Annotated in this window: 14 protein-coding genes and 1 pseudogene; 8 read left to right on the forward strand and 7 right to left on the reverse strand. The window is 69.0% G+C overall.

All coding sequences use genetic code 11. The annotated features are described in order from the left end of the window. Positions 1-241 precede the first annotated feature (241 nt). Positions 242-1,939 (reverse strand): choline dehydrogenase, encoded by a 1,698-nt coding sequence (betA, locus tag QSK05_RS21930; protein WP_285599158.1) that lies wholly within the window; start codon positions 1,937-1,939, stop codon positions 242-244. A 116-nt stretch (positions 1,940-2,055) separates the two neighbouring features. Between betA and QSK05_RS21935 the strand changes: the two genes are divergently transcribed. The 3 genes and pseudogenes from QSK05_RS21935 to QSK05_RS21945 all read left to right on the forward strand — a co-directional run bounded on the left by QSK05_RS21935 (position 2,056) and on the right by QSK05_RS21945 (position 5,074). Continuing rightward, positions 2,056-3,567: an aldehyde dehydrogenase family protein gene (locus tag QSK05_RS21935; RefSeq protein WP_285599159.1), complete on the forward strand. Its 1,512-nt coding sequence runs from the start codon at positions 2,056-2,058 to the stop codon at positions 3,565-3,567. Positions 3,568-3,705: 138 nt separating this feature from the next. Beyond that, positions 3,706-4,092, forward strand: a pseudogene (locus QSK05_RS36665) (DUF805 domain-containing protein); the annotation flags it as partial. A gap of 595 nt (positions 4,093-4,687) precedes the next feature. Continuing rightward, the gene (locus QSK05_RS21945) at positions 4,688-5,074 is read left to right on the forward strand and encodes a DUF805 domain-containing protein (RefSeq protein ID WP_285599161.1); all 387 of its coding nucleotides are present in this window, start codon (positions 4,688-4,690) and stop codon (positions 5,072-5,074) included. A gap of 107 nt (positions 5,075-5,181) precedes the next feature. Here the strand turns inward: QSK05_RS21945 and QSK05_RS21950 are convergent, their stop codons facing one another. Further along, positions 5,182-5,967, reverse strand: a complete 786-nt coding sequence (locus QSK05_RS21950) for an IclR family transcriptional regulator (protein ID WP_285599162.1) — start codon at positions 5,965-5,967, stop codon at positions 5,182-5,184. A 157-nt stretch (positions 5,968-6,124) separates the two neighbouring features. Here QSK05_RS21950 and QSK05_RS21955 point away from each other — a divergent pair, with 157 nt between their 5' ends. From QSK05_RS21955 to QSK05_RS21965, 3 genes are all read left to right on the forward strand, one after another. Continuing rightward, a complete protein-coding gene (locus tag QSK05_RS21955; protein WP_352302288.1) occupies positions 6,125-6,460 on the forward strand; it encodes a bifunctional 3-phenylpropionate/cinnamic acid dioxygenase ferredoxin subunit in 336 nt (111 codons plus the stop codon). Positions 6,461-6,486: 26 nt separating this feature from the next. Further along, positions 6,487-7,713: an NAD(P)/FAD-dependent oxidoreductase gene (locus tag QSK05_RS21960; protein WP_285599164.1), complete on the forward strand. Its 1,227-nt coding sequence runs from the start codon at positions 6,487-6,489 to the stop codon at positions 7,711-7,713. A gap of 130 nt (positions 7,714-7,843) precedes the next feature. Then, positions 7,844-8,965 (forward strand): aromatic ring-hydroxylating oxygenase subunit alpha, encoded by a 1,122-nt coding sequence (locus QSK05_RS21965; RefSeq protein ID WP_285599165.1) that lies wholly within the window; start codon positions 7,844-7,846, stop codon positions 8,963-8,965. A gap of 196 nt (positions 8,966-9,161) precedes the next feature. Here QSK05_RS21965 and QSK05_RS21970 read toward each other — a convergent pair whose 3' ends face one another. Beyond that, positions 9,162-11,165: an ABC transporter ATP-binding protein gene (locus QSK05_RS21970; protein ID WP_502879812.1), complete on the reverse strand. Its 2,004-nt coding sequence runs from the start codon at positions 11,163-11,165 to the stop codon at positions 9,162-9,164. A 386-nt stretch (positions 11,166-11,551) separates the two neighbouring features. Here QSK05_RS21970 and QSK05_RS21975 point away from each other — a divergent pair, with 386 nt between their 5' ends. After that, positions 11,552-12,595 carry a Gfo/Idh/MocA family protein gene (locus QSK05_RS21975; protein WP_285599167.1) on the forward strand — a complete coding sequence of 348 codons (1,044 nt, stop codon included), beginning with the start codon at positions 11,552-11,554 and terminating at the stop codon, positions 12,593-12,595. A 30-nt stretch (positions 12,596-12,625) separates the two neighbouring features. Beyond that, on the forward strand, positions 12,626-13,168 hold the full coding sequence (locus tag QSK05_RS21980) for a GNAT family N-acetyltransferase (protein ID WP_285599168.1): 543 nt from the start codon (positions 12,626-12,628) through the stop codon (positions 13,166-13,168). Here the strand turns inward: QSK05_RS21980 and hutI are convergent. The 4 genes from hutI to hutU form a co-directional block, all read right to left on the reverse strand. Then, a complete protein-coding gene (gene hutI / locus QSK05_RS21985) occupies positions 13,159-14,352 on the reverse strand; it encodes an imidazolonepropionase (RefSeq protein WP_285599169.1) in 1,194 nt (397 codons plus the stop codon). The two genes, QSK05_RS21980 and hutI, sit on opposite strands and share 10 nt — an antisense overlap. Before the next feature lie 11 nt (positions 14,353-14,363). After that, entirely contained in the window at positions 14,364-15,683 is a 1,320-nt protein-coding gene (locus QSK05_RS21990) for a formimidoylglutamate deiminase (protein WP_285599170.1), read from the reverse strand. Continuing rightward, on the reverse strand, positions 15,680-16,888 hold the full coding sequence (locus tag QSK05_RS21995) for an allantoate amidohydrolase (protein ID WP_285599171.1): 1,209 nt from the start codon (positions 16,886-16,888) through the stop codon (positions 15,680-15,682). The genes QSK05_RS21990 and QSK05_RS21995 overlap by 4 nt, the downstream gene beginning before the upstream one ends. Before the next feature lie 100 nt (positions 16,889-16,988). Then, positions 16,989-18,653, reverse strand: coding sequence for a urocanate hydratase (gene hutU / locus QSK05_RS22000; protein ID WP_352302291.1), 1,665 nt, complete (start codon positions 18,651-18,653; stop codon positions 16,989-16,991). Positions 18,654-18,701 lie beyond the last annotated feature (48 nt).

An 18,701-nucleotide genomic window follows, 5' to 3' on the forward strand; every position in this document is an offset into this window, starting at 1 on the left:
TGGTTAATCTAGCCAAAGCCGTAGCTGTAACCGGTTCTCCGTCGCCCAATCGTGACATGACGCAGAGTTGATCGTCCGTACACACTGGGTAGTGAGTACGGACGACCAACAGGCACTTTGCACATCGTGCGGTGCGCGGGTGGTCCCGTGGGGCGGCTTGAGCCGAACGGTTTTCGGGCCACCGGTTGAAGGTGGATTGAAAGGCGTTGAAGGCGGGCGTCGCCGCTTTCCCGGCCGCCGGTCAGGCCGACTGCTCGCTACCCACTCCGTGCCGATAGAAGGGCACCTGCTGCGCCTCCAGGGGAGTGTTTCCGCCGATCAGGTCGGCCGCCTTCTCGGCCAGCATGATGACCGGCGCGTAGATGTTTCCGTTGGTGACGTAGGGCATGACCGAGGCGTCTGCGACGCGGAGGCCGGGAACCCCGTGCACGCCCATCGTCAGCGGGTCGACGACGGCCAGGTCGTCGGTGCCCATCTTCGCCGTGCAGGACGGGTGGTAGGCGGTCTCGGCGTCGCGGGCGACCCAGTCCAGGATCTCCTCGTCGGTGCTCACGTCGGGGCCGGGGGAGAGCTCCCCGTCGCTGAAGTCGGCGAAGGCCGGCTGGGCGAGGATCTCGCGGGCCACGTGGATCGCCTCCACCCATTCCCGCCGGTCCTGATCGGTGGAGAGATAGTTGAAGGTCATGGCGGGGGCCTGGCGCGGATCGGCGCTGGTGATCCTCACGCTGCCCCGGGCGTCGGAGTACATCGGGCCGATGTGCACCTGGTAGCCGTGGTCGGCGGCCGGGGAGCTGCCGTCGTAGCGCACGGCCACCGGCAGGAAGTGGAACATCAGGTTGGGGTAGCTGACGTCGTCGTTGCTCCGGGCGAACCCGCCGCCCTCGAAATGGTTGGTGGAAGCCGGCCCGGTCTTGCGCAGCAGCCACTCCAGGCCGATCGCCGGCCGGCGCCACAGCTTGAGGGAGGGGTTCAGTGACACCGGCTGCTTGCAGGCGTGCTGGACGTAGACCTCGAGGTGGTCCTGCAGGTTCTCCCCCACCCCGGGCAGGTCGGCGACCACGTCGATGCCGAGCTTGCCCAGTTCGGCGGCGTTCCCGATGCCGGACAGCTGCAGCAGCTGCGGGGTGTTGATCGCACCGCCGGCCAGGACGACCTCACCGGCCTCCACCCGCTTCACGCCCGATCCGACCCGGCCCAGGGGCCCGCCGAACGGGAGGGAGCGCGTGTACTCCACCCCGACCGCGCGTCCGTCCTTGAAGATCACCCGGTGGACCAGTGAAAGCGTTCTCACCGTAAGGTTTTTGCGGATCTTCCGAACGGGGTGCAGATAGGCGCGGGAGGCGGACAGCCGTCGGCCGTTCCGGATCGTGCGGTCGAACTCGTGGAAACCCTCTTGCTGGTAGCCGTTCACGTCGTCGGTGAGCGGGTGGCCGGCCTGCTGCACGGCCTCGAAGAACGCCGAGAACAGGGGGTTGGTGGCCGGGCCGCGCTCCAGTTCCAGGGGGCCGTCACCGCCGCGCCACTCGTCCGCGCCGGCCAGGCAGTTCTCCATTTTCTTGAAATACGGTAGACAATGCGCATAATCCCAGGACTGCATGCCCGGGTCCGCGCCCCACCGGTCGAAGTCCAGGGGGTTGCCGCGCTGGAAGATCATGCCGTTGATGCTCGACGAGCCACCGAGCACCTTCCCCCGGCCGTGCGACACGCGCCGCCCGTGCATGAAGGGTTCCGGTTCGCTCTTGTACCGCCAGTCGTACAGCGGATTCCCGATCACCATGGTCAGGGCTGCGGGCATGTGGATCAGCAGGTCCCAGGCGAAGTCCGATCTGCCGGCCTCCAGCACCAGCACGCTGGTGGAAGGGTCTTCACTCAGCCGGTTCGCCAGCACACACCCGGCGGAACCACCGCCGACGATGACGTAGTCGTACCGCTCGACCATGCCTGACCTCCTGATGACCGGGGCGGTCAAACCGCCTACCATCGTTGCGTCATACGCACTGCGTTCCAGACAATGCAACGGCCACAGTGAATCATCACGATTGGTGAGGGGTCTAGATGTCATCCGCGGCTACTCAGCTCGCAGTCTCCCTCGACGGCACGCCCACGGTGCCCGGCACGCTCTACATCGGTGGGCGGTGGCGCTCCGCGTCCGAACATCGCGTGGTGCTGAATCCCGCTGATGCCAGCGAGATCTGCCAGGTGGACGAGGCCTCGGCCGCCGATGTGGAGGCGGCCGTCGCCGCCGCCCGGGCGGCCTTCGACGCGGGGGAGTGGAGCTCGACCTCACAGGCCGAACGCAGTGCGATTCTCGGGAGAGTCGCCGACCTGCTGCAGGCCAACCGGGCCCAGATCGCCCGCATCGAGACGCTCGACACCGGAAAAACCTTGCGCGAGAGCGAGATAGATGTCGATGACGTGACATCTGTGTTTCGTTACTACGCAGCCCTGGCCCTCGGCGATCCGGGTCGGCTGGTCGATGCCGGCAACCCCACCGTCATCAGCCGGGTCGTGTACGAGCCGGTCGGGGTCTGCGCGCTGATCGGTCCGTGGAACTATCCGCTGCTGCAGATCTCCTGGAAGATTGCCCCCGCTCTCGCGGCCGGCTGCACCGCCGTGCTCAAACCCAGCGAGGTCACGCCGCTCACCACGATCGTACTGGTGGGTTTGCTGGAAGACGCGGGGGTGCCTGCGGGGGTGGTGAACCTGCTGCTCGGGTCGGGTGCGGTGGCGGGCGCGGGTCTCGTCGAGAGCGAAGACGTCGACCTGGTCTCGTTCACCGGTGGGCTGAGCACGGGGCGCTCGATCATGCGCACGGCGGCGGACACGGTGAAGAAGGTTGCCCTTGAGCTGGGGGGTAAGAACCCGCACATCGTCTTCGCCGACGCCGACCTGGAGGCCGCCCTCGACGCCGCCCTGACCGGCGTCTTCCTGCACGCCGGGCAGGTCTGCTCGGCCGGTACCCGGCTGATCCTCGAAGACGGCATCCACGACGACTTCGTCGCCGAGCTGGTGCGCCGGGCCGAGCTGATCCGCATCGGTGACGGTCTCTCCGAAGCGACGCAGATGCCGCCGCTGGTCTCCGCCCAGCATCTGGCCAAGGTGGAGGACCACGTGCGGGTCGGTCTGGAGGAGGGCGCCAAGCTGCTCACCGGCGGCACCCGGCTCGCCGATGACCAGGCGGGGTATTTCTACCGGCCAACGGTATTCGTCAACTGCACGGGTGCGATGCGGATCGTTCAGGAAGAGACGTTCGGGCCCATCGTGACCGTCGAGCGCTTCAGCGGTGAGGACGAGGCGGTTCACCTGGGCAACGACACCCGGTACGGGCTCGCCGGTGGCGTCTGGACGTCGGACCGGGGTAAGGCGCACCGCGTGGCCGGTCGGCTGCGGCACGGCACGATCTGGATCAACGACTTCGGCCCGTACCTGCCACAGGCCGAGTGGGGCGGTTTCAAGCTGTCCGGCACCGGGCGTGAGCTGGGCCCCTCCGGGCTCGCGGAGTACCGCGAGGCCAAGCACGTGTACGAGAACACCGAGCCGGCCGCCCAGCACTGGTTCTCCAGCTGATCACGAATTCACGCGCCGTGCTGCAACGCTGCTCCATCGGTTGACGTCGGGGTGTTGGTGCTGGTCAAAGGGCTGCTAGGTTCGCGCGACCCTGACCACCAGCACCATCCCTTGACACTGAGATCATGGAGAAACCGCGTGTCGATTCAGGAAGCCGTGAGAACGGTTCTGACCCAGAAGTACGCCACCTTCGCAGGCCGGGCCCGGCGGTCGGAGTACTGGTGGTGGTACCTCGCCTACACGATCGGCTTCATCGCGGCCCTGATCGTCGCCGGAATTCTCTACGCGATCCTTCCGGAAAGCGCCGGCAATGCGCTGTTCGGCCTGATCTACCTGGCGATGATCTTCGGTTTCATCATCCCGAACCTGGCGGTGACCGTCCGGCGCCTGCACGACACCGGCCGTTCCGGCTGGTGGTTCCTGATCTCGGCCGTCCCGTTCATCGGTCCTCTGGTAATGCTGGTCTTCACGGTGCTCGACAGCCAGCCCGGTGCCAACCAGTACGGCCCCAACCCGAAGGGCGTCGACGGGGGCTTCGGCGGGCAGGGCTACGGGCAGCAGGGGCACAACCAGCAGGGCTACGGCCAGCCGCAGTACGACCAGCAGGGGCCGGGGCAGCAGTACGGGCAGCAGGGTTACGGCCAGCAGCCCGGTTACGGCCAGCAGCCCGGTTACGGCCAGCAGCCCGGCTACGGCCAGCAGCCCGGCTACGGCCAGCAGCCCGGCTACGGCCAGCAGAACCCCTCGGATCAGCAGGGCTACGGCCAGGGCTGAGCTCCGCCCGAACCGATGTGATCGCGGCGCCCTCCGGCCGAGCACCATTTCCTCCGTGATCATGCAAAATGTCCCCGGAGTTCTAGAACTGTCAATGGCGGTGTTCTAGAACGCTGGGGACACTTTGCATGATCACGATGAAGGTGGGGGGCGCCGCCGGCCGCGTCCCCCAACGCCGACACACCGAGGCGCCGCTCTCCTCCTGGAGAACGGCGCCTCGGTTTTTCCCCAAATTCCGACTTGCGACGTTCCGGACAAACCATAATCTTGCCGATCAACAGGACTGATGATCATCGTCAGCGCTGATCTCGTCCACGCGCGCCCCTTCCGACTCAGGAGTTGCCAAGTGTCGTTCCAAGACGCCGTCAGAACTGTGCTCACCAAGAAGTATGTGGACTTCAGCGGCCGGGCCCGGCGTTCGGAGTACTGGTTCTGGACGCTCTTCGCCGTCATCGTCACCGTGGTCGCGGCCATCATTGACGCGGTCATCGGGTTCCAGATCGTCACGTACATCGCTTTCGTGGCGCTGCTCCTGCCCGGTATCGCGGTGACGGTGCGCCGCCTGCACGACACCGGCCGCTCGGGCTTCTGGTACCTCATCGTCTTCGTGCCGTTCGTGGGCGGCCTGGTGCTGTTCGTCTTCACGCTGCTGGACAGCGAGGCGGGCAGCAATGCCTACGGCCCGAACCCGAAGGGCCTGGAGGGCGGATTCGGCGCCCAGGCCGCTTACTGAGAAGACTGAGAGGACGGAGAAACATTCATCGGTGCACCGCTCCGAAGGGGGCGGTGCACCGATGTATTTCAGCCGGATGGCGGGCGGCGAACATCCCCGTGACTTTTTCAGTCGCCGTAATACCCGAGTCGTGAACTGATCTCGTCCGCGCCACTGATCAGTCTCCCGGCCACCGCCTCGAACCGGTCCGGGGTCAGACGGAACGAGGGGCCGGAAGCACTGACGGCCGCGATCACCCGTCCGCCGCCGTCCCGCACGGGTGCGGCGACCGCGGTGAGGCCGATCTCCAGCTCCTCGTTCGTCGAGGCCCAGCCCTTCTCGGCCACCTCGTGCAGCTGACTGAGGAGCTCGTCGGGGTTGCTGAAGGTGTTCGGGGTGAGGTGTTCCAGATCTCTCGTCAGCGTGCGCTTGCGCACGGCCTCGTCGCAGAAGGCCAGCAGCACCTTCCCGCTCGACGTGGCGTGCAGCGGGGTGCGCCGCCCGATCCAGTTGCGGGTCATCACCGAGGCGTCGCCGTACTCCTGCAGCACGTTGACGGCCGACGTGTCGTCCATGATCGCGATGTTGACGGTCTCACCGAGCTCGTGGGCCAGCCGCTCGCAGACGTCACGCCCTTCTCGGCTGACCTCGAGCTGGCCGGTCGTGGCCGAGGCCAGGCGAAGAATGCCCAGGCCAAGGCGGTATTTGCCGCGGTCGCCGATCTGTTGCACCAGGTCGCGGCGCTCCAGGGCGGTCACCAGGCGGAACGCCGTGGACTTGTGCACGGCGAGTTCGGCGGCCAGCTCGGTCACGCCCAGCTCGCCTCTTCTGGCCAGTAGATCGAGCACCATCAGCGCCCGGTCGACAGACTGCACCTGTGAGGCGTCGCCTCCGGCGCGGGTCGTCTCCCCCATGAACGAAACCATAGCTCCCCACCAGTAACCCCGTTATGTCTTGACGCGCGGTATCCGTGGGCCGCACGCTGTTGCATATCGCACTTCGCGTTGTGCAAGGCGCAACAAATGCAGCGAGTACTTCCTTCAGTCCTTCCGTCTTGAGATGAGGCGTGCCGTGATTCGGGTCTGTGCGGTCGAGGAGATCCCCGAGGGTGAAGCGGTCCGGGTCGAGAGTGGTCCGGACGGCGTCCCGGTAGCGGTGTTCAACGTGGGTGGCAACTACTACGCCATCGACGACACCTGCTCACACCAGGATGCCTCGCTCGCCGAAGGTTATGTCGAGGAGGATGACTGTGCGGTCGAGTGCCCGCTGCACGCCACCTGCTTCGATCTGCGTACGGGGCAACCCAGTGGGCCACCGGCCCGGGTTCCGGTGCGCACGCACACCGTGGTGATCGAGAACGGCGATGTGCACGTGGCGCTGTCCCAGGCCACCGCACAGGTCGCCTAGGCCGGACGCGAGCAGGAGCAGGATTGATGACGACGGAGCAGACCGCGAGCACCATGCAGGTGGTGGCGGTGGTCGGGACCGGCCTGGCCGGGCTGTCCTCGGCGCGGGCGCTGCGGGAACTCGGCTTCACCGGCCGGATCGTGCTGATCGGTGACGAGAAGCACGACCCGTACGACCGTCCGCCCCTGTCCAAGGCCTTCCTGGCCGGGGAGTGGGACCCGGCGAAGATCGCGCTGGGCCTGCCCACCGACGCCGGGCTCGACCTGGACTGGCGTCTCGGGGAGCAGGCTGTCGGTCTGAGCCCCGAGGGTTCGGGCTGGGTGGTCGACCTCGAGCACGGTGAAGGTGTGCGCGCCGACGGGGTGGTGATCGCCACCGGGGCGCGGGCGCGGAAGCTTCCCGGTCAGGTGCTGGCGGGGGTGCACACACTGCGCACCCTCGACGATGCCCTGGCCCTGAAGGCCGAGCTGGTTCCCGGGGCTCGTCTGGTGATCGTCGGAGGCGGCTTCATCGGGGCCGAGATTGCCTCCACCGCAGTCATGCTCGGGATCGATACGACGGTGGTCGAGATGGCCCCCGCCTTGCTGGCCGGGCCGCTCGGTGATGCCGCGGGGGCCGCGATGGCTCGCATTCACGAGGCGCACGGCGTGAAAGTTCTGACGGGTGTCGGTGTCTCCGGTCTGACCGGCGAATCGGGTCGGGTCGCCGGCGTGTCGCTGGCCGACGGGCGATCACTGATGGCGGACGTCGTGGTCGTCGGGATCGGTTCGGTCCCGAACACCGAGTGGCTGGCGGGGTCGGGGCTGACCGGGCCCGATGGAGATCTCGCCGGAGGCGTTCTGACCGAAGAAGACGGTCGCACCGCCCTTCCCGGAGTCGTCGCGACCGGCGACTGCACCGCCACGCACCACCCCTTCGCCGGCCGCGTGACCCGCCAGGAGCACTGGACCCATGCCGCGCAGCACCCGACGCAGGCCGTGGCGGTCCTGATCGGTGCTCCGGCGCCGGTCGTGGCTCCGGCGATGAGGGTGCCCTATGTCTGGTCCGAGCAGTACGGCCAGCACTTCCAGTTCGCCGGTCACCATCAGCCGGGTGACGAGGCGGAGGTGGTGGACGGTGATCTCGAGGATCTGACCGATCCCGCCTTCACGGTCGTCTACCGGCGTGAGGGTGAGCCGGTCGGGGTGTTCGGCGTGGGTCGGCCCAAGGTGTTCGGGCGCTGGAGAAGAGAACTGGCCAAGCGGCTTTCGTAGTCACCCGTTGCGTACTGCGGTGTGATCGCGGGGAAACAAACTCCCGCGATAATGTTCAATGCCACCATTCCGCCTGTCGGTCATGACATTTCGGCGGACTCTGCGCGGAAATCGTTGATAGGAGCTCGACATGACCAGTGTCAGTTTGCCGCCGAGCCTCGTGGCGACCCTGCCGGGAAGTATCTACGCAGACCCGGGCGTGTTCGCCCAGGAGCAGGAGAAGATTTTCGAGCGGATGTGGTTCGCGGCCGCGCGCTCCAGCGATCTGGCCGAGACCGGCAAGTTCGTCACCAAGCAGGTCGGCCGCGAGAACGTCGTCATCGTCCGGGGTCGCGACAAGCAGTTGCGGGCCTTCCTCAACGTCTGCCGTCACCGCGGGGCCAAGCTCTGCACCGAGGAAGAAGGGCAGCTGCGCCGCAACATCCAGTGCATGTACCACGCCTGGACCTACGGCCTGGACGGCAAGCTCGTCGCCGCCCCCAACCTGACCAAGATGCAGGACATCGACCGTGGCGAGTACGGCCTGATCAACGTCGCGCTGCGCGAATGGCTCGGCTACGTCTGGGTCTGCCTGGCCGACGAGCCGCCGTCGTTCGAGACCGACGTCATCGCCGCGGCTGACGAGAGGCTGGGCGGCGAAGGGGTGATCGGCGGCTGGCAGGTGGACGAACTGGCCGTGGGCAAGCGCATCACCTACGACGTGAAGGCCAACTGGAAGCTCATCATCGAGAACTTCATGGAGTGCTACCACTGCGCCACGATCCACCCCGAGCTCACCGAGATGCTGCCCGAGTTCGCCGGTGGGTACGCAGCCCAGGCCTTCGTCGGTCACGGGGCCGAGTTCCGGGACGACGCGCAGGCCTTCACCATCGACGGGGCCGGCGGGCACGAGCGCATCCCGGGTGTCGACGAGGACCACGACCGTCGCTACTATGCCATCACGGTGCGCCCGCAGGTCTTCATCAACCTGGTGCCCGACCACGTCATCTTCCACCGCATGTACCCGGTGACCGTCGACCGCACCATCGTCGAGTGTGACTGGCTCTACCTGCCTGGCGTCGTCGAGTCCGGTGCCGACCTGACCCGCTCGGTGGAGCTCTTCGACCGCGTCAACCGCCAGGACTTCGAGGCCTGCGAGGTCACCCAGCCCGGCATGTCCAGCCGGGCCTACCGGGCCGGCGGGGTGCTCGTGCCGAGCGAGCACCACATCGCCGAGTTCCACGAGTGGGTCCAGGCCCGGCTCCTGGACTGACGGCCGCCGACCTGTTCGTGATCAGGCAATATCTCCCCGGTGATCAAGGAGGCGGCGTTCGCCGGGGGAACGTGAGTCATGATCGGATGACTTCAGTGCGGTCAGGGTGCCGGGAAGTCATCCGGTCATGGATCCGGGGGAGAGCAGTTCGCGCGCCGGGGATGTCTCCGGCCCCGCGCGCGGGAGAGGCCCGGCCTCAGACTCCGGAATCGGCTGTCGCGCTGCCGGTCTCGAGTACCCGGCCGTCGGTGAGCTGGAAGCCGTCGGCGGTGCGGGCCTCGACCAGGCCGCCGCCGAACTGCTGCTCGTACAGTCGAGCGTAGGCGCCGTCGAGCTCCAGAAGGCTTTCGTGGGTGCCCTTCTCGACCACGCGACCGGCGTCCATCACGAAGATGACGTCGGCCGAGCGGATCGTGCTCAGCCGGTGGGCGATCGCGATGGTGGTGCGGCCGGTCATCAGGGGTTCCAGGGCGGCCTGCACCCGGCGCTCGCTCAGCGTGTCGAGCGCGCTCGTGGCCTCGTCGAGCACCAGCACCCGCGGATCTTTCAGCAGCACCCGGGCAATGGCCAGCCGCTGTTTCTCGCCGCCCGACAGCCGGTATCCCCGCTCGCCCACCACCGTGTCGTAGCCGTTCTCCAGCTCGAGGATGCGCTCGTGGATGAACGCCGCCTGGGCCGCCGCGACCACCTCGTCGTGCGTGGCCTCGGGCCGGGCGTAGGCCAGGTTGTCGCGCACCGTGGCGTGGAACAGGTACGTCTCCTGCGTGACCATACCGATCGCCCCGGCCAGCGACTCCAGCGACAGGGTGCGCACGTCGTGGCCATCGAGCCGCACCGCCCCGGACGTGACGTCGTACAGCCGGGGGATCAGATAGCTCAGGGTGGTCTTGCCCGCCCCGCTGGCGCCGACGATCGCGGCCAGTTGCCCCGGCTGCACCGTGAGGTCGAGTCCTCGTAACGCCCAGCGCCGCCCGCCCGAGGCCTCATCTGAGTGCTCGCCCGGTGTCTCGTCGTCAGGGAGTTCTGTGGAACCCTCGCCCACCCCGTAACTGAACCAGACATCGTCCAGGTGGATCTCGCCGCGGAGCCGCTCGGGATCCAGGCGGGTGGGTGAGTCGGGCTCGACGATCTCGGGACGTAGGTCGAGGTAGCCGAAGACCCGGGCGAACAGGGCCAGGCTGCTCGACACCTCGGTGCTCGTCTGCAGCACCTGGCCGATCGGCATGAACAACCGCGACTGCAGCGTGGTGAAGGCGATGATCGTGCCGGCGCTCGGGCCGCTGCCGCCGGACAGCTGCAGCCCGGCCACCAGATAGACCAGCACCGGGGTGATCGAGAAGAACGTGGACACCACCGCGAAGAACGCCCGGCCCACGATCTGCTGCCGCACCTGAAGGGCGGCCAGCTTCTCGTTCTGCCGGTGGTAGCGGTCGGCGTCGCGGTCCTGCCGGCCGAAAACCTTCGACAACAGCACCCCGGAGACCGACAGCGACTCCTGCGTGATGGCGCTCATCTCGGCCAGGGCGGACTGCGTCTCACCGGTGATCTGACGGCGGATGCGACCGACCCGGCCGGTCAGCCAGATGAAGAGCGGCATCATCACCAGCGACAGCAGGGTGAGCTGCCAGGACAGCACGAACATCGCGATCAGGGTGGAGATCAGGATGACGCTGTTGCTGAGCAGTGTGCTCGCGGTGTCGGTGATGACGGTCTGCAGGCCACCGACGTCGTTCTGCAGACGGCTCTGGATCTCGCCGGTGCGGGTGCCGGTGAAGAACCGCAGCGACAGACTTTGCAAGTGGGTGAACAGATTTCCACGCAGATCGCGCATGATCTGCTGGCCGACGTAGTTGGTCTGGTAGGCCTGCACGACGCCCAGGACACTGGACCCGGCGGGAATGGCGACCATGATCGCGCACAGAATGACCAGCAGGGACACGTCGGGGCCGCCGGAGACGAACAGCGCCTTGTCGAAGACCTCGCGGATCAGCAGCGGGTTGGCCACCCCGAGCCCGGCCGTGAGCAGGATCAGCCCGGCCACCATCAGCACCCGGCGGCGGTAGGGCCGGAACAGGGCCACCACGCGGCGCAGCAACGGCCGGTCGGCCGCGGCCGCGCGCAGCCCGGCGGCGGCCTCGGACACGGTGGCCCCCGGATGACGCCCGGCATGGCCCTGCCCCCGCACACCCCCGCCCGGCATACCCCGGCTGCCCCGGCTGCCCGGACCCGCAGATCGTTCGTTGCTGCTCACGCCGCCCCTCTCCGATCTGACGGATGCCGGATGAACCGTCGGGGCGACCGTACCCGGCACCCCCGACAATTCGCGCGCCGGAGTGTTCCGGAGACCTCCCCACCAACGTCCACCCGCACTCGTCCCTTCCGCTGTTCACCACCAGCCGAAGCGAGCCCCGACCGGCCTCCGGCGAGGTGTACACCTGGTACATCCGGTACCCGGTGTACGAGGTGTACACGTCGCGCACCCTCTGCCCACGGGTCGGGGGCCGGCCTCCCCGGAAAATCGACGGACCCGGCCCACGGATCGAGCCCCGCCCGGCAGGTCCGGGCCCGGCTGCATACGATCGACCCGTGACGGATGACGTAAAGATCGGTCTGGTCGGTTTCGGCTTCGGCGGGAAGTATTTCCACGCCCCCCTGATCGCCGCCGCGCCGGGCGTGGAGTTCGCCGGTGTGGTCACCCGGTCACCGGAACGCCAGGCGGAGGTCGCGCAGCTCCACCCGGGCGTACCCACCTTCGGGTCGCTGGCCGAGCTGAAGGCGGCCGGTGCGCAGGCGGTGGCCATCTCGACCCCGGCGGCCACCCACATCCCCCTGGTGCACGAGGCCGTCGGGCTGGGTCTGGCCGTGGTCTCGGACAAGCCCTTCGCTCTCGACGCCGCCGCCGCCCGCGGCGCCGTCGAGGCTGCGGAGCAGGCCGGTGTGGTGTTGTCGGTCTACCAGAACCGCCGGTGGGACGCCGACCTGCTCACGGTCAAGAAGCTGGTCGAGGCCGGTGGGCTGGGCACCGTGTTCCGGTTCGAGTCCCGGTTCGAGCGCTTCGACCCGACCGGCAAGCCCCCGGCGGCCGGTGGCGGCATCCTGCTCGACTTCGGCAGTCACCTCGTCGACCAGGCGCTGTACCTCTTCGGCCCCGCGGACTCGGTCTACGCCGAGCTGGACGCGACCGGCCCGGACGAGCTGGAGTCCCGGGTCTTCGTCGCGATCACGCACACCAACGGCGTGATCTCCCACCTGATCGGCAACTGGCTGGAGGGCGCCCCGGGCCCGCGCTACCGGGTCAGCGGCTCGACCGGCTCGTTCGTGCTGGAGGCGCCGATGGAGGGCCAGGAGGCGCTGCTGCTCAAGGGCCTCAACCCGGCGACCGCCGCCGCCGACTGGGGCGTGGAGCCGGAGAGCGACTGGGGCAAGATCTACCGAGGTGACGACGGCACCCCGGTCCCGACCGAGCGCGGGAGCTGGGACACCTACTACCCGGCCTTCGCCGCCGCGGTGCGGGGCGAGGGCGAGGTCCCGGTCGACCCGCGCGACGCCATCGCCTCGATGGAGGTGCTCGACGCGGCCCGCCGCAGTGCAGCTACGGGGCAGATCGTCTCCCTCGGGGCGGCCGGATAGCGACGGCCGCGGCGTCGTACCCTGACCCCCGTGAGTTCACCTGGTACCAGCGGAGTGACGGTCCGGATCGTGCGTGAGGAAGACGCCGAGCCGTTCGCCCGGGTCGTCGCGGAGAACCGGGACTTCCTGCAGCCGTGGGAGCCCATCCGGGGCGAGGAGTACTTCAGCGTCGAGGGCCAGCGCCGGATGCTCGACGATGCCCTCCTCCTCTACTCGGGCGGGATCCTGCTGCCCTGCACCATCATCGAGAAGGGTGAGGTGGTGGGGCGGATCAACATCAACAACATCATCCGGGGCGCCCTGCAGTCCGGCGACATCGGTTACTGGGTGGCCGAGTCGGCGGGCGGCCGGGGAGTGGCCACGGCCGCCGTCGCCGGCGTGGTGCGGATCGCCTTCGACACCCTGGGCCTGCACCGGCTCGCGGCCAGCACGCTGGTGAACAACGTGCGGTCGCAGCGGGTGCTGGAGAAGAACGGGTTCGAGCGCATCGGGATGGCCCCGAAGTTCCTGAAGATCAACGGGACCTGGTCGGACTCGGTCCTCTTCCAGCGGCTGAACGAGGCCTACGACTGAAAGGCCCGGGCCAGGGGCACCCCCGGCCGGTAGGCCAGGTGCACGTACGACGGCGCATCGATCACGGCCAGGTCCGCCCGGGCGCCCACCCGGATCCGGCCGATGTCGCTCCGTCGTAGGGCGATCGCCCCGCCCCGGGTGGCGGCCCAGAGCGCCTGGGCCGGGCTCATGTTCATCTCCCGCACGGCCAGCGCCATCACCAGCGGCATGGACGAGGTGAAGCAGCTGCCCGGGTTGCAGTCACTGGCCAGCGCGACCACGGCCCCGGCGTCCAGCAGGCGCCGCGCGTCCGGGTAGGGCGAGCGGGTGGAGAACTCGACCCCCGGCAAGAGCGTGGCGACCGTTCCGGCGACCGGGTTCTCCTGGTCGATCCGCCGCCCGGCCGCCCCCAGCGCGGCCACGTCGTCATCCGTCAGGTGCGTGCAGTGGTCCACGCTCGCGGCGTCCAGCTCCACCGCGATCTGCGCACCCGGCCCCTCGGAGAGCTGGTTGCCGTGCACCCGCAGCTCCAGACCCGCCGCGGCGCAGGCCTTCAGCACCGTCCGGGTCTCGTCGCCGTCGAACGCGTAGGCACTCGCCGGTTCGCAGAACACGTCGGCCCAGCGGGCGTGCGGGGCGCACGCCTCGAGCATCTCGCCGGCCACCAGCCGCACGTAGTCGTCCCGCCGGTCCCGCATCACCGGGGGGACGACGTGCGCACCCAAGTAGGTCACCTCACTGGTCACCTGCGCGGCGATGCGCAGGGCCCGCGCCTCCTGCTCGACGTCGAGCCCGTAACCGCTCTTGATCTCGACCGTCGTGGTGCCCTGGGAACGCATTTCCGCCAGCAGGGAGGTGACATGCGTGAGCAGCTCTTCGTCGCTCGCCGCACGGGTCGCGGCCATCGTGGTCGCGATACCCCCGCCGGTGTACGGCTCACCCGTCATCCGGGCGGCGAACTCACCCGCGCGGTCGCCGGCGAAGACGAGGTGGGAGTGGGAATCGACGAAACCAGGTATGACGGTGCGCCCGGCCAGGTCGGTCACCTGGTCCGCCGCCGGAGCCTGCGCGGCGTTCCCGACCCAGGCGATCGAGGAGTTCTCGATCACGAGAGCGGCGTTCTCGAGCAGGCCCAGCTCCGAACCGTCGCCGATCGCGGGGTCGTTGGTGACGAGCTGGCCGATTCCGGTGACCAGGTGGCTCACGGATCTTCCCTTCAGTCCGAAAGTGTTGCGAGGGCTGTCTGCAGGAGCACCCCGACGTCGCCGAGCCGGTGCCGGCCGGCGCTGACCACGACCTCGCCGCCCACGATCACCGTGTCCACGTCGGGCGCGGTGGCGCTCAGGGCCACCTGCTCCGGCCGCGTCCCGGCCGTGCGCACCGAGTCCAGGCGCACGGCGATCAGGTCGGCGGGGACGCCGGTCTCGAGGCGGCCCAGTTCCGGCCAGCCCAGGCTGCGGTGCCCGTCACCGGTCAGCGCGGAGAGCAGCTCGGCGGGGGAGAAGCGGCCACGGGCCCGGGTGGCGAGCCGTTCGTGCATCTCCAGACCGCGCGCCTCCTCGAACAGGTCGATCACGGCGTGCTGGTCGCTGCCCAGCGTGAGCGTCGCCCCCGCGTCGGCCAGGGCCCGCGCCGGGCCGATCCCGTCGGCCAGGTCGCGTTCGGTGGTGGGGCAGAAACAGGCGTACGTGCCGCTCAGATCGGTGATGTCGGTGGCGGTCAGGTGGGTGGCGTGAACCAGGGACGTCCGTGGCCCCAGAACACCGGCCCGCTTCAGTAACGCGGTGGGCGTCATACCGTGGTGGGCCCGGCAGGCCTCGTTCTCGGCCGGCTGCTCGGAGAGGTGCACATGCAACGGAAGGTTTTCCTGGCGGGTGAATACGGCCACGGAGCCCAGCTGGTCGGCAGGCACCGCGCGCACCGAGTGAATCGCCGCGCCGACCCGCAGACCCCCGGAGGACGTGAGGCCGGACACCCGGGAGGCCCACGCGTCCGCCGTCCCGTCGCCGAACCGCCGTTGCACCCCGTCCAGCGGCGTGTACCCGTCGGCGGTGAGACCGCCTGCCAGGTAGCAGGTGTCGAGCAGAGTCAGGCGGATCCCGGCCTCGTTCGCGGCCTGGCGCAGGGCCTCGCCCATGGCGTTCGGATCGGCGTACGGCCGGCCGTCGCGATCGTGGTGCAGGTAGTGGAACTCGCCCACGGTGGTGATACCGGCCAGCGCCATCTCCGCGTAGACCGCCCGGGCCAGGGCGAGGTAGGAGTCCGGGTTGAGCCGGCTCGCGATGTCGTACATCACCGTGCGCCAGGTCCAGAACGACCCACCGTCGGCGTGGGTGCGACCCCGCAGCGCCCGGTGGAAGGCGTGCGAGTGGGCATTGGCCAGACCGGGTAGGAGGACGCCCGGGAGCCTGCGGTCGGTCGGCTGCGGCTGGGCTCCCGCGCGGATCGAGGTGATCAGGCCGTCGGTGACGGAAATCTGCACATCGTCGGCAATTCCGGAGGGAAGCCAGGCGTGGGGGGCCCAGTAGGAGGTCACGAGGCCAGCTCCCGCAGCACGGTGGTCAGTGCCTCGACCCCTGCGACACAGTCGGCCTCCTGCGCGAACTCCGCCGGGGAGTGCGAGATCCCGGTCGGGTTGCGGACGAACAGCATGCCGGTGCTGACGCCCGCCGTGGCCAGGATGCCGGCGTCGTGCCCGGCGCCGGTGCCCAGCAGGGGCGCACCGCCCAGGATCTGGCTCAGGCGGTCGGCCAGTGACGTATCGAAAGCCGTGTTGCCCGTCCATGATTCCTCGGTGACCGTCGCCCCGAGGTCCCGGGCCGCGGCGGTGAGGTCACGCAGCACGCCCTGCACGCTGCTCTCCGAAGGGGCCCGGGCATCGAGCCAGGCCCGCACCAGCGAGGGAATGGCGTTCACACCGTTGGGCTCGACCAGCAGCTTGCCGAAGGTCGCGACGGCATCGTGGGCCCCCGCGAACTCCCGGGCCGCCAGCACGGTCGAGGCGTAGCCGAGCATCGGGTCGTGCCGATCGGCCAGCCGTGTCGTACCGGCGTGGTTGGCCTCGCCCGCGAAGTCGAAACGCCAGCGCCCGTGCGGCCAGATCGCCGTACCCACACCGATGGGCGCGTCCCCGTACTCCGGCGTGGCCAGCGCCCGGCCCTGCTCCACATGCAGTTCGACGAAGGTGCCGATGCGTTGCAGCGTCTCGTCGTCGCGGCCCAGATGCCGGGGGTCCTGACCGGCGCTGCGCATGGCCTCGGGGATCGAGGTTCCGTCGGCATCGCGCAGACCCGCGGCCCGGTCGGCCGACATCGCCCCGGTGATCAGCCGCGAACCGGCGCAGGCCACCCCGAACCGGGCGCCCTCCTCGTCCACAAAATTGACCACTCCCAGCGGTTTTCCGGGAGTGAATCCCTCGTCCTTCAGAGCTTCCACCGCCGCCAGGGCGCTGACCACGCCGAGCGGTCCGTCGAAGGCGCCACCGTCCGGCACCGAGTCCAGGTGGCTGCCGGTGACGATGCCTGGCGTCGCATCCGGGTCTCCCCACCACGCCCACTGGTTCCCGGCCCGGTCCACGGTGAGATCCAGCCCGAGCGCCGCGGTCTCGCCGGCGAACCACTCGCGCAGCAGAGCATCCTCGGCCGTCCAGGCAAACCGCCGGTACCCACCGGAAGCAGCCCGCCCGACAGGTTCGATCTCGGCCCAGCGCCTGGCGAAACCCCCACCTTCTGCCGTGATCATGCGATCCCCCAGCCCTCGGCCGGGAGATGCCCCCACCCCCGGCGAAAGTTTGCCTGATCACGAAGGAGGTGGAGGGCGCCGCGCCCGGTGTGGAGAGCGTTCACGCGTCGTCGCCCTCGCGCATCGGCACCCGCACGCCCCGCTCGGCGGCGACCCGCTCCGCGATGTCGTAACCCGCGTCCACGTGCCGGATCACACCCATGCCCGGATCGTTCGTGAGCACCCGCTCGAGCTTCTGCGCGGCCAGCGGCGTGCCGTCGGCGACCGTGACCTGACCGGCGTGCAGCGAGCGGCCGATGCCGACGCCACCGCCATGGTGGATCGACACCCAGGTGGCCCCGGACGAGGCGTTGACCAGGGCGTTCAGTAGCGGCCAGTCGGCGATCGCGTCGGAGCCGTCGGCCATCGCCTCGGTCTCGCGGTACGGCGAGGCCACGCTGCCGGAGTCCAGGTGGTCGCGGCCGATGACCAGCGGCGCACTGATCTCGCCGGAGGCGACCAGCTCGTTGAAGCGCAGTCCGGCCTTGTCCCGCTCGCCGTAGCCCAGCCAGCAGATGCGCGCGGGCAGTCCCTGGAAGGCGACCTTGTCCTGCGCGGCGCGGATCCACTTCTGCAGGTGGTCGTTCTCCGGGAAGAGCTCCATGACGGCCTTGTCCGTCACGTGGATGTCGCGCGGGTTCCCGGACAGCGCGGCCCAGCGGAACGGCCCCTTGCCCTCGCTGAACAGCGGCCGGATGTAGGCGGGCACGAATCCCGGGAAGGCGAAGGCGCGTTCGTAGCCACCCAGGCGGGCCTCGTCACGGATGGAGTTGCCGTAGTCGAACACCTCGGCGCCGGCGTCCATGAAGCCCACCATGGCCTCGACGTGCTTGGCCATCGAGACGCGGGCCCGGTCGGTGAACTCCTCGGGCTTGGCCTCGGCGTAGTCCTTCCAGTCGCCCAGCTCGACGCCCTCGGGCAGGTACGACAGCGGGTCGTGGGCCGAGGTCTGGTCGGTGACGATGTCGATCTCCACACCGCGGCGCAGGAGCTCGGGGAAGACCGTGGCGCAGTTGCCGACCAGCCCGACGGACAACGGCTTTCGCGCTGCTTTGGCGGCGAGCACGCGCTGCACGGCGTCATCGAGGTCGGAAGCGATCTCGTCCAGGTAGCGGGTCTCTACCCGACGGCGCAAACGGGAGGCGTCAACGTCCACAATCAGACAGACGCCGTCGTTCAGGGTGACCGAAAGCGGCTGTGCACCACCCATTCCGCCCGCACCACCGGTGAGCGTGAGCGTGCCGGCCAAGGTGCCGTTGAACCGCTTCGCCGCCACCGCGGCGAAGGTCTCGTAGGTGCCCTGGAGGATGCCCTGGGTGCCGATGTAGATCCACGAACCGGCCGTCATCTGGCCGTACATGGTCAGGCCGAGCTTCTCCAGACGGCGGAACTCCGGCCATGTGGCCCAGTCACCAACCAGGTTGGAGTTGGCGATCAGCACGCGCGGCGCCCACTCGTGGGTGCGCATCACGCCGACCGGCCGGCCGGACTGCACGAGCATGGTCTCGTCGTCGCGCAGCGTGGTCAGCGTGCGCACCATCGCGTCGTAGCTGTTCCAGTCGCGGGCCGCCTTGCCGGTGCCGCCGTAGACGACCAGGTCGTCGGGGCGCTCGGCGACGTCCGGGTCGAGGTTGTTCTGCAGCATCCGAAGCGGTGCCTCGGTCTGCCAGCTGCGGGCGGTCAGGGTGGTGCCGTGGGGCGCCTTAACCGGACGCGGCCCGGAAATCGAGGAGGTCATGTCTCTTATTGGACCGCTGCCCGACGCCGGGTAACA

This window comes from Kineosporia sp. NBRC 101731 (assembly GCF_030269305.1).
Classification (GTDB): domain Bacteria; phylum Actinomycetota; class Actinomycetes; order Actinomycetales; family Kineosporiaceae; genus Kineosporia.

What these genes read in the sequence shown, in the direction of transcription:
- betA (WP_285599158.1), bottom strand. Translation starts at nt 1,939, where the DNA reads ATGGTCGAGCGGTACGACTACGTCATCGTCGGCGGTGGTTCCGCCGGG.
- QSK05_RS21935 (WP_285599159.1), top strand. Translation starts at nt 2,056, where the DNA reads ATGTCATCCGCGGCTACTCAGCTCGCAGTCTCCCTCGACGGCACGCCC.
- QSK05_RS21950 (WP_285599162.1), bottom strand. Translation starts at nt 5,967, where the DNA reads ATGGGGGAGACGACCCGCGCCGGAGGCGACGCCTCACAGGTGCAGTCT.
- QSK05_RS21960 (WP_285599164.1), top strand. Translation starts at nt 6,487, where the DNA reads ATGACGACGGAGCAGACCGCGAGCACCATGCAGGTGGTGGCGGTGGTC.
- QSK05_RS21965 (WP_285599165.1), top strand. Translation starts at nt 7,844, where the DNA reads ATGACCAGTGTCAGTTTGCCGCCGAGCCTCGTGGCGACCCTGCCGGGA.
- QSK05_RS21970 (WP_502879812.1), bottom strand. Translation starts at nt 11,165, where the DNA reads ATGCCGGGCGGGGGTGTGCGGGGGCAGGGCCATGCCGGGCGTCATCCG.
- QSK05_RS21995 (WP_285599171.1), bottom strand. Translation starts at nt 16,888, where the DNA reads ATGATCACGGCAGAAGGTGGGGGTTTCGCCAGGCGCTGGGCCGAGATC.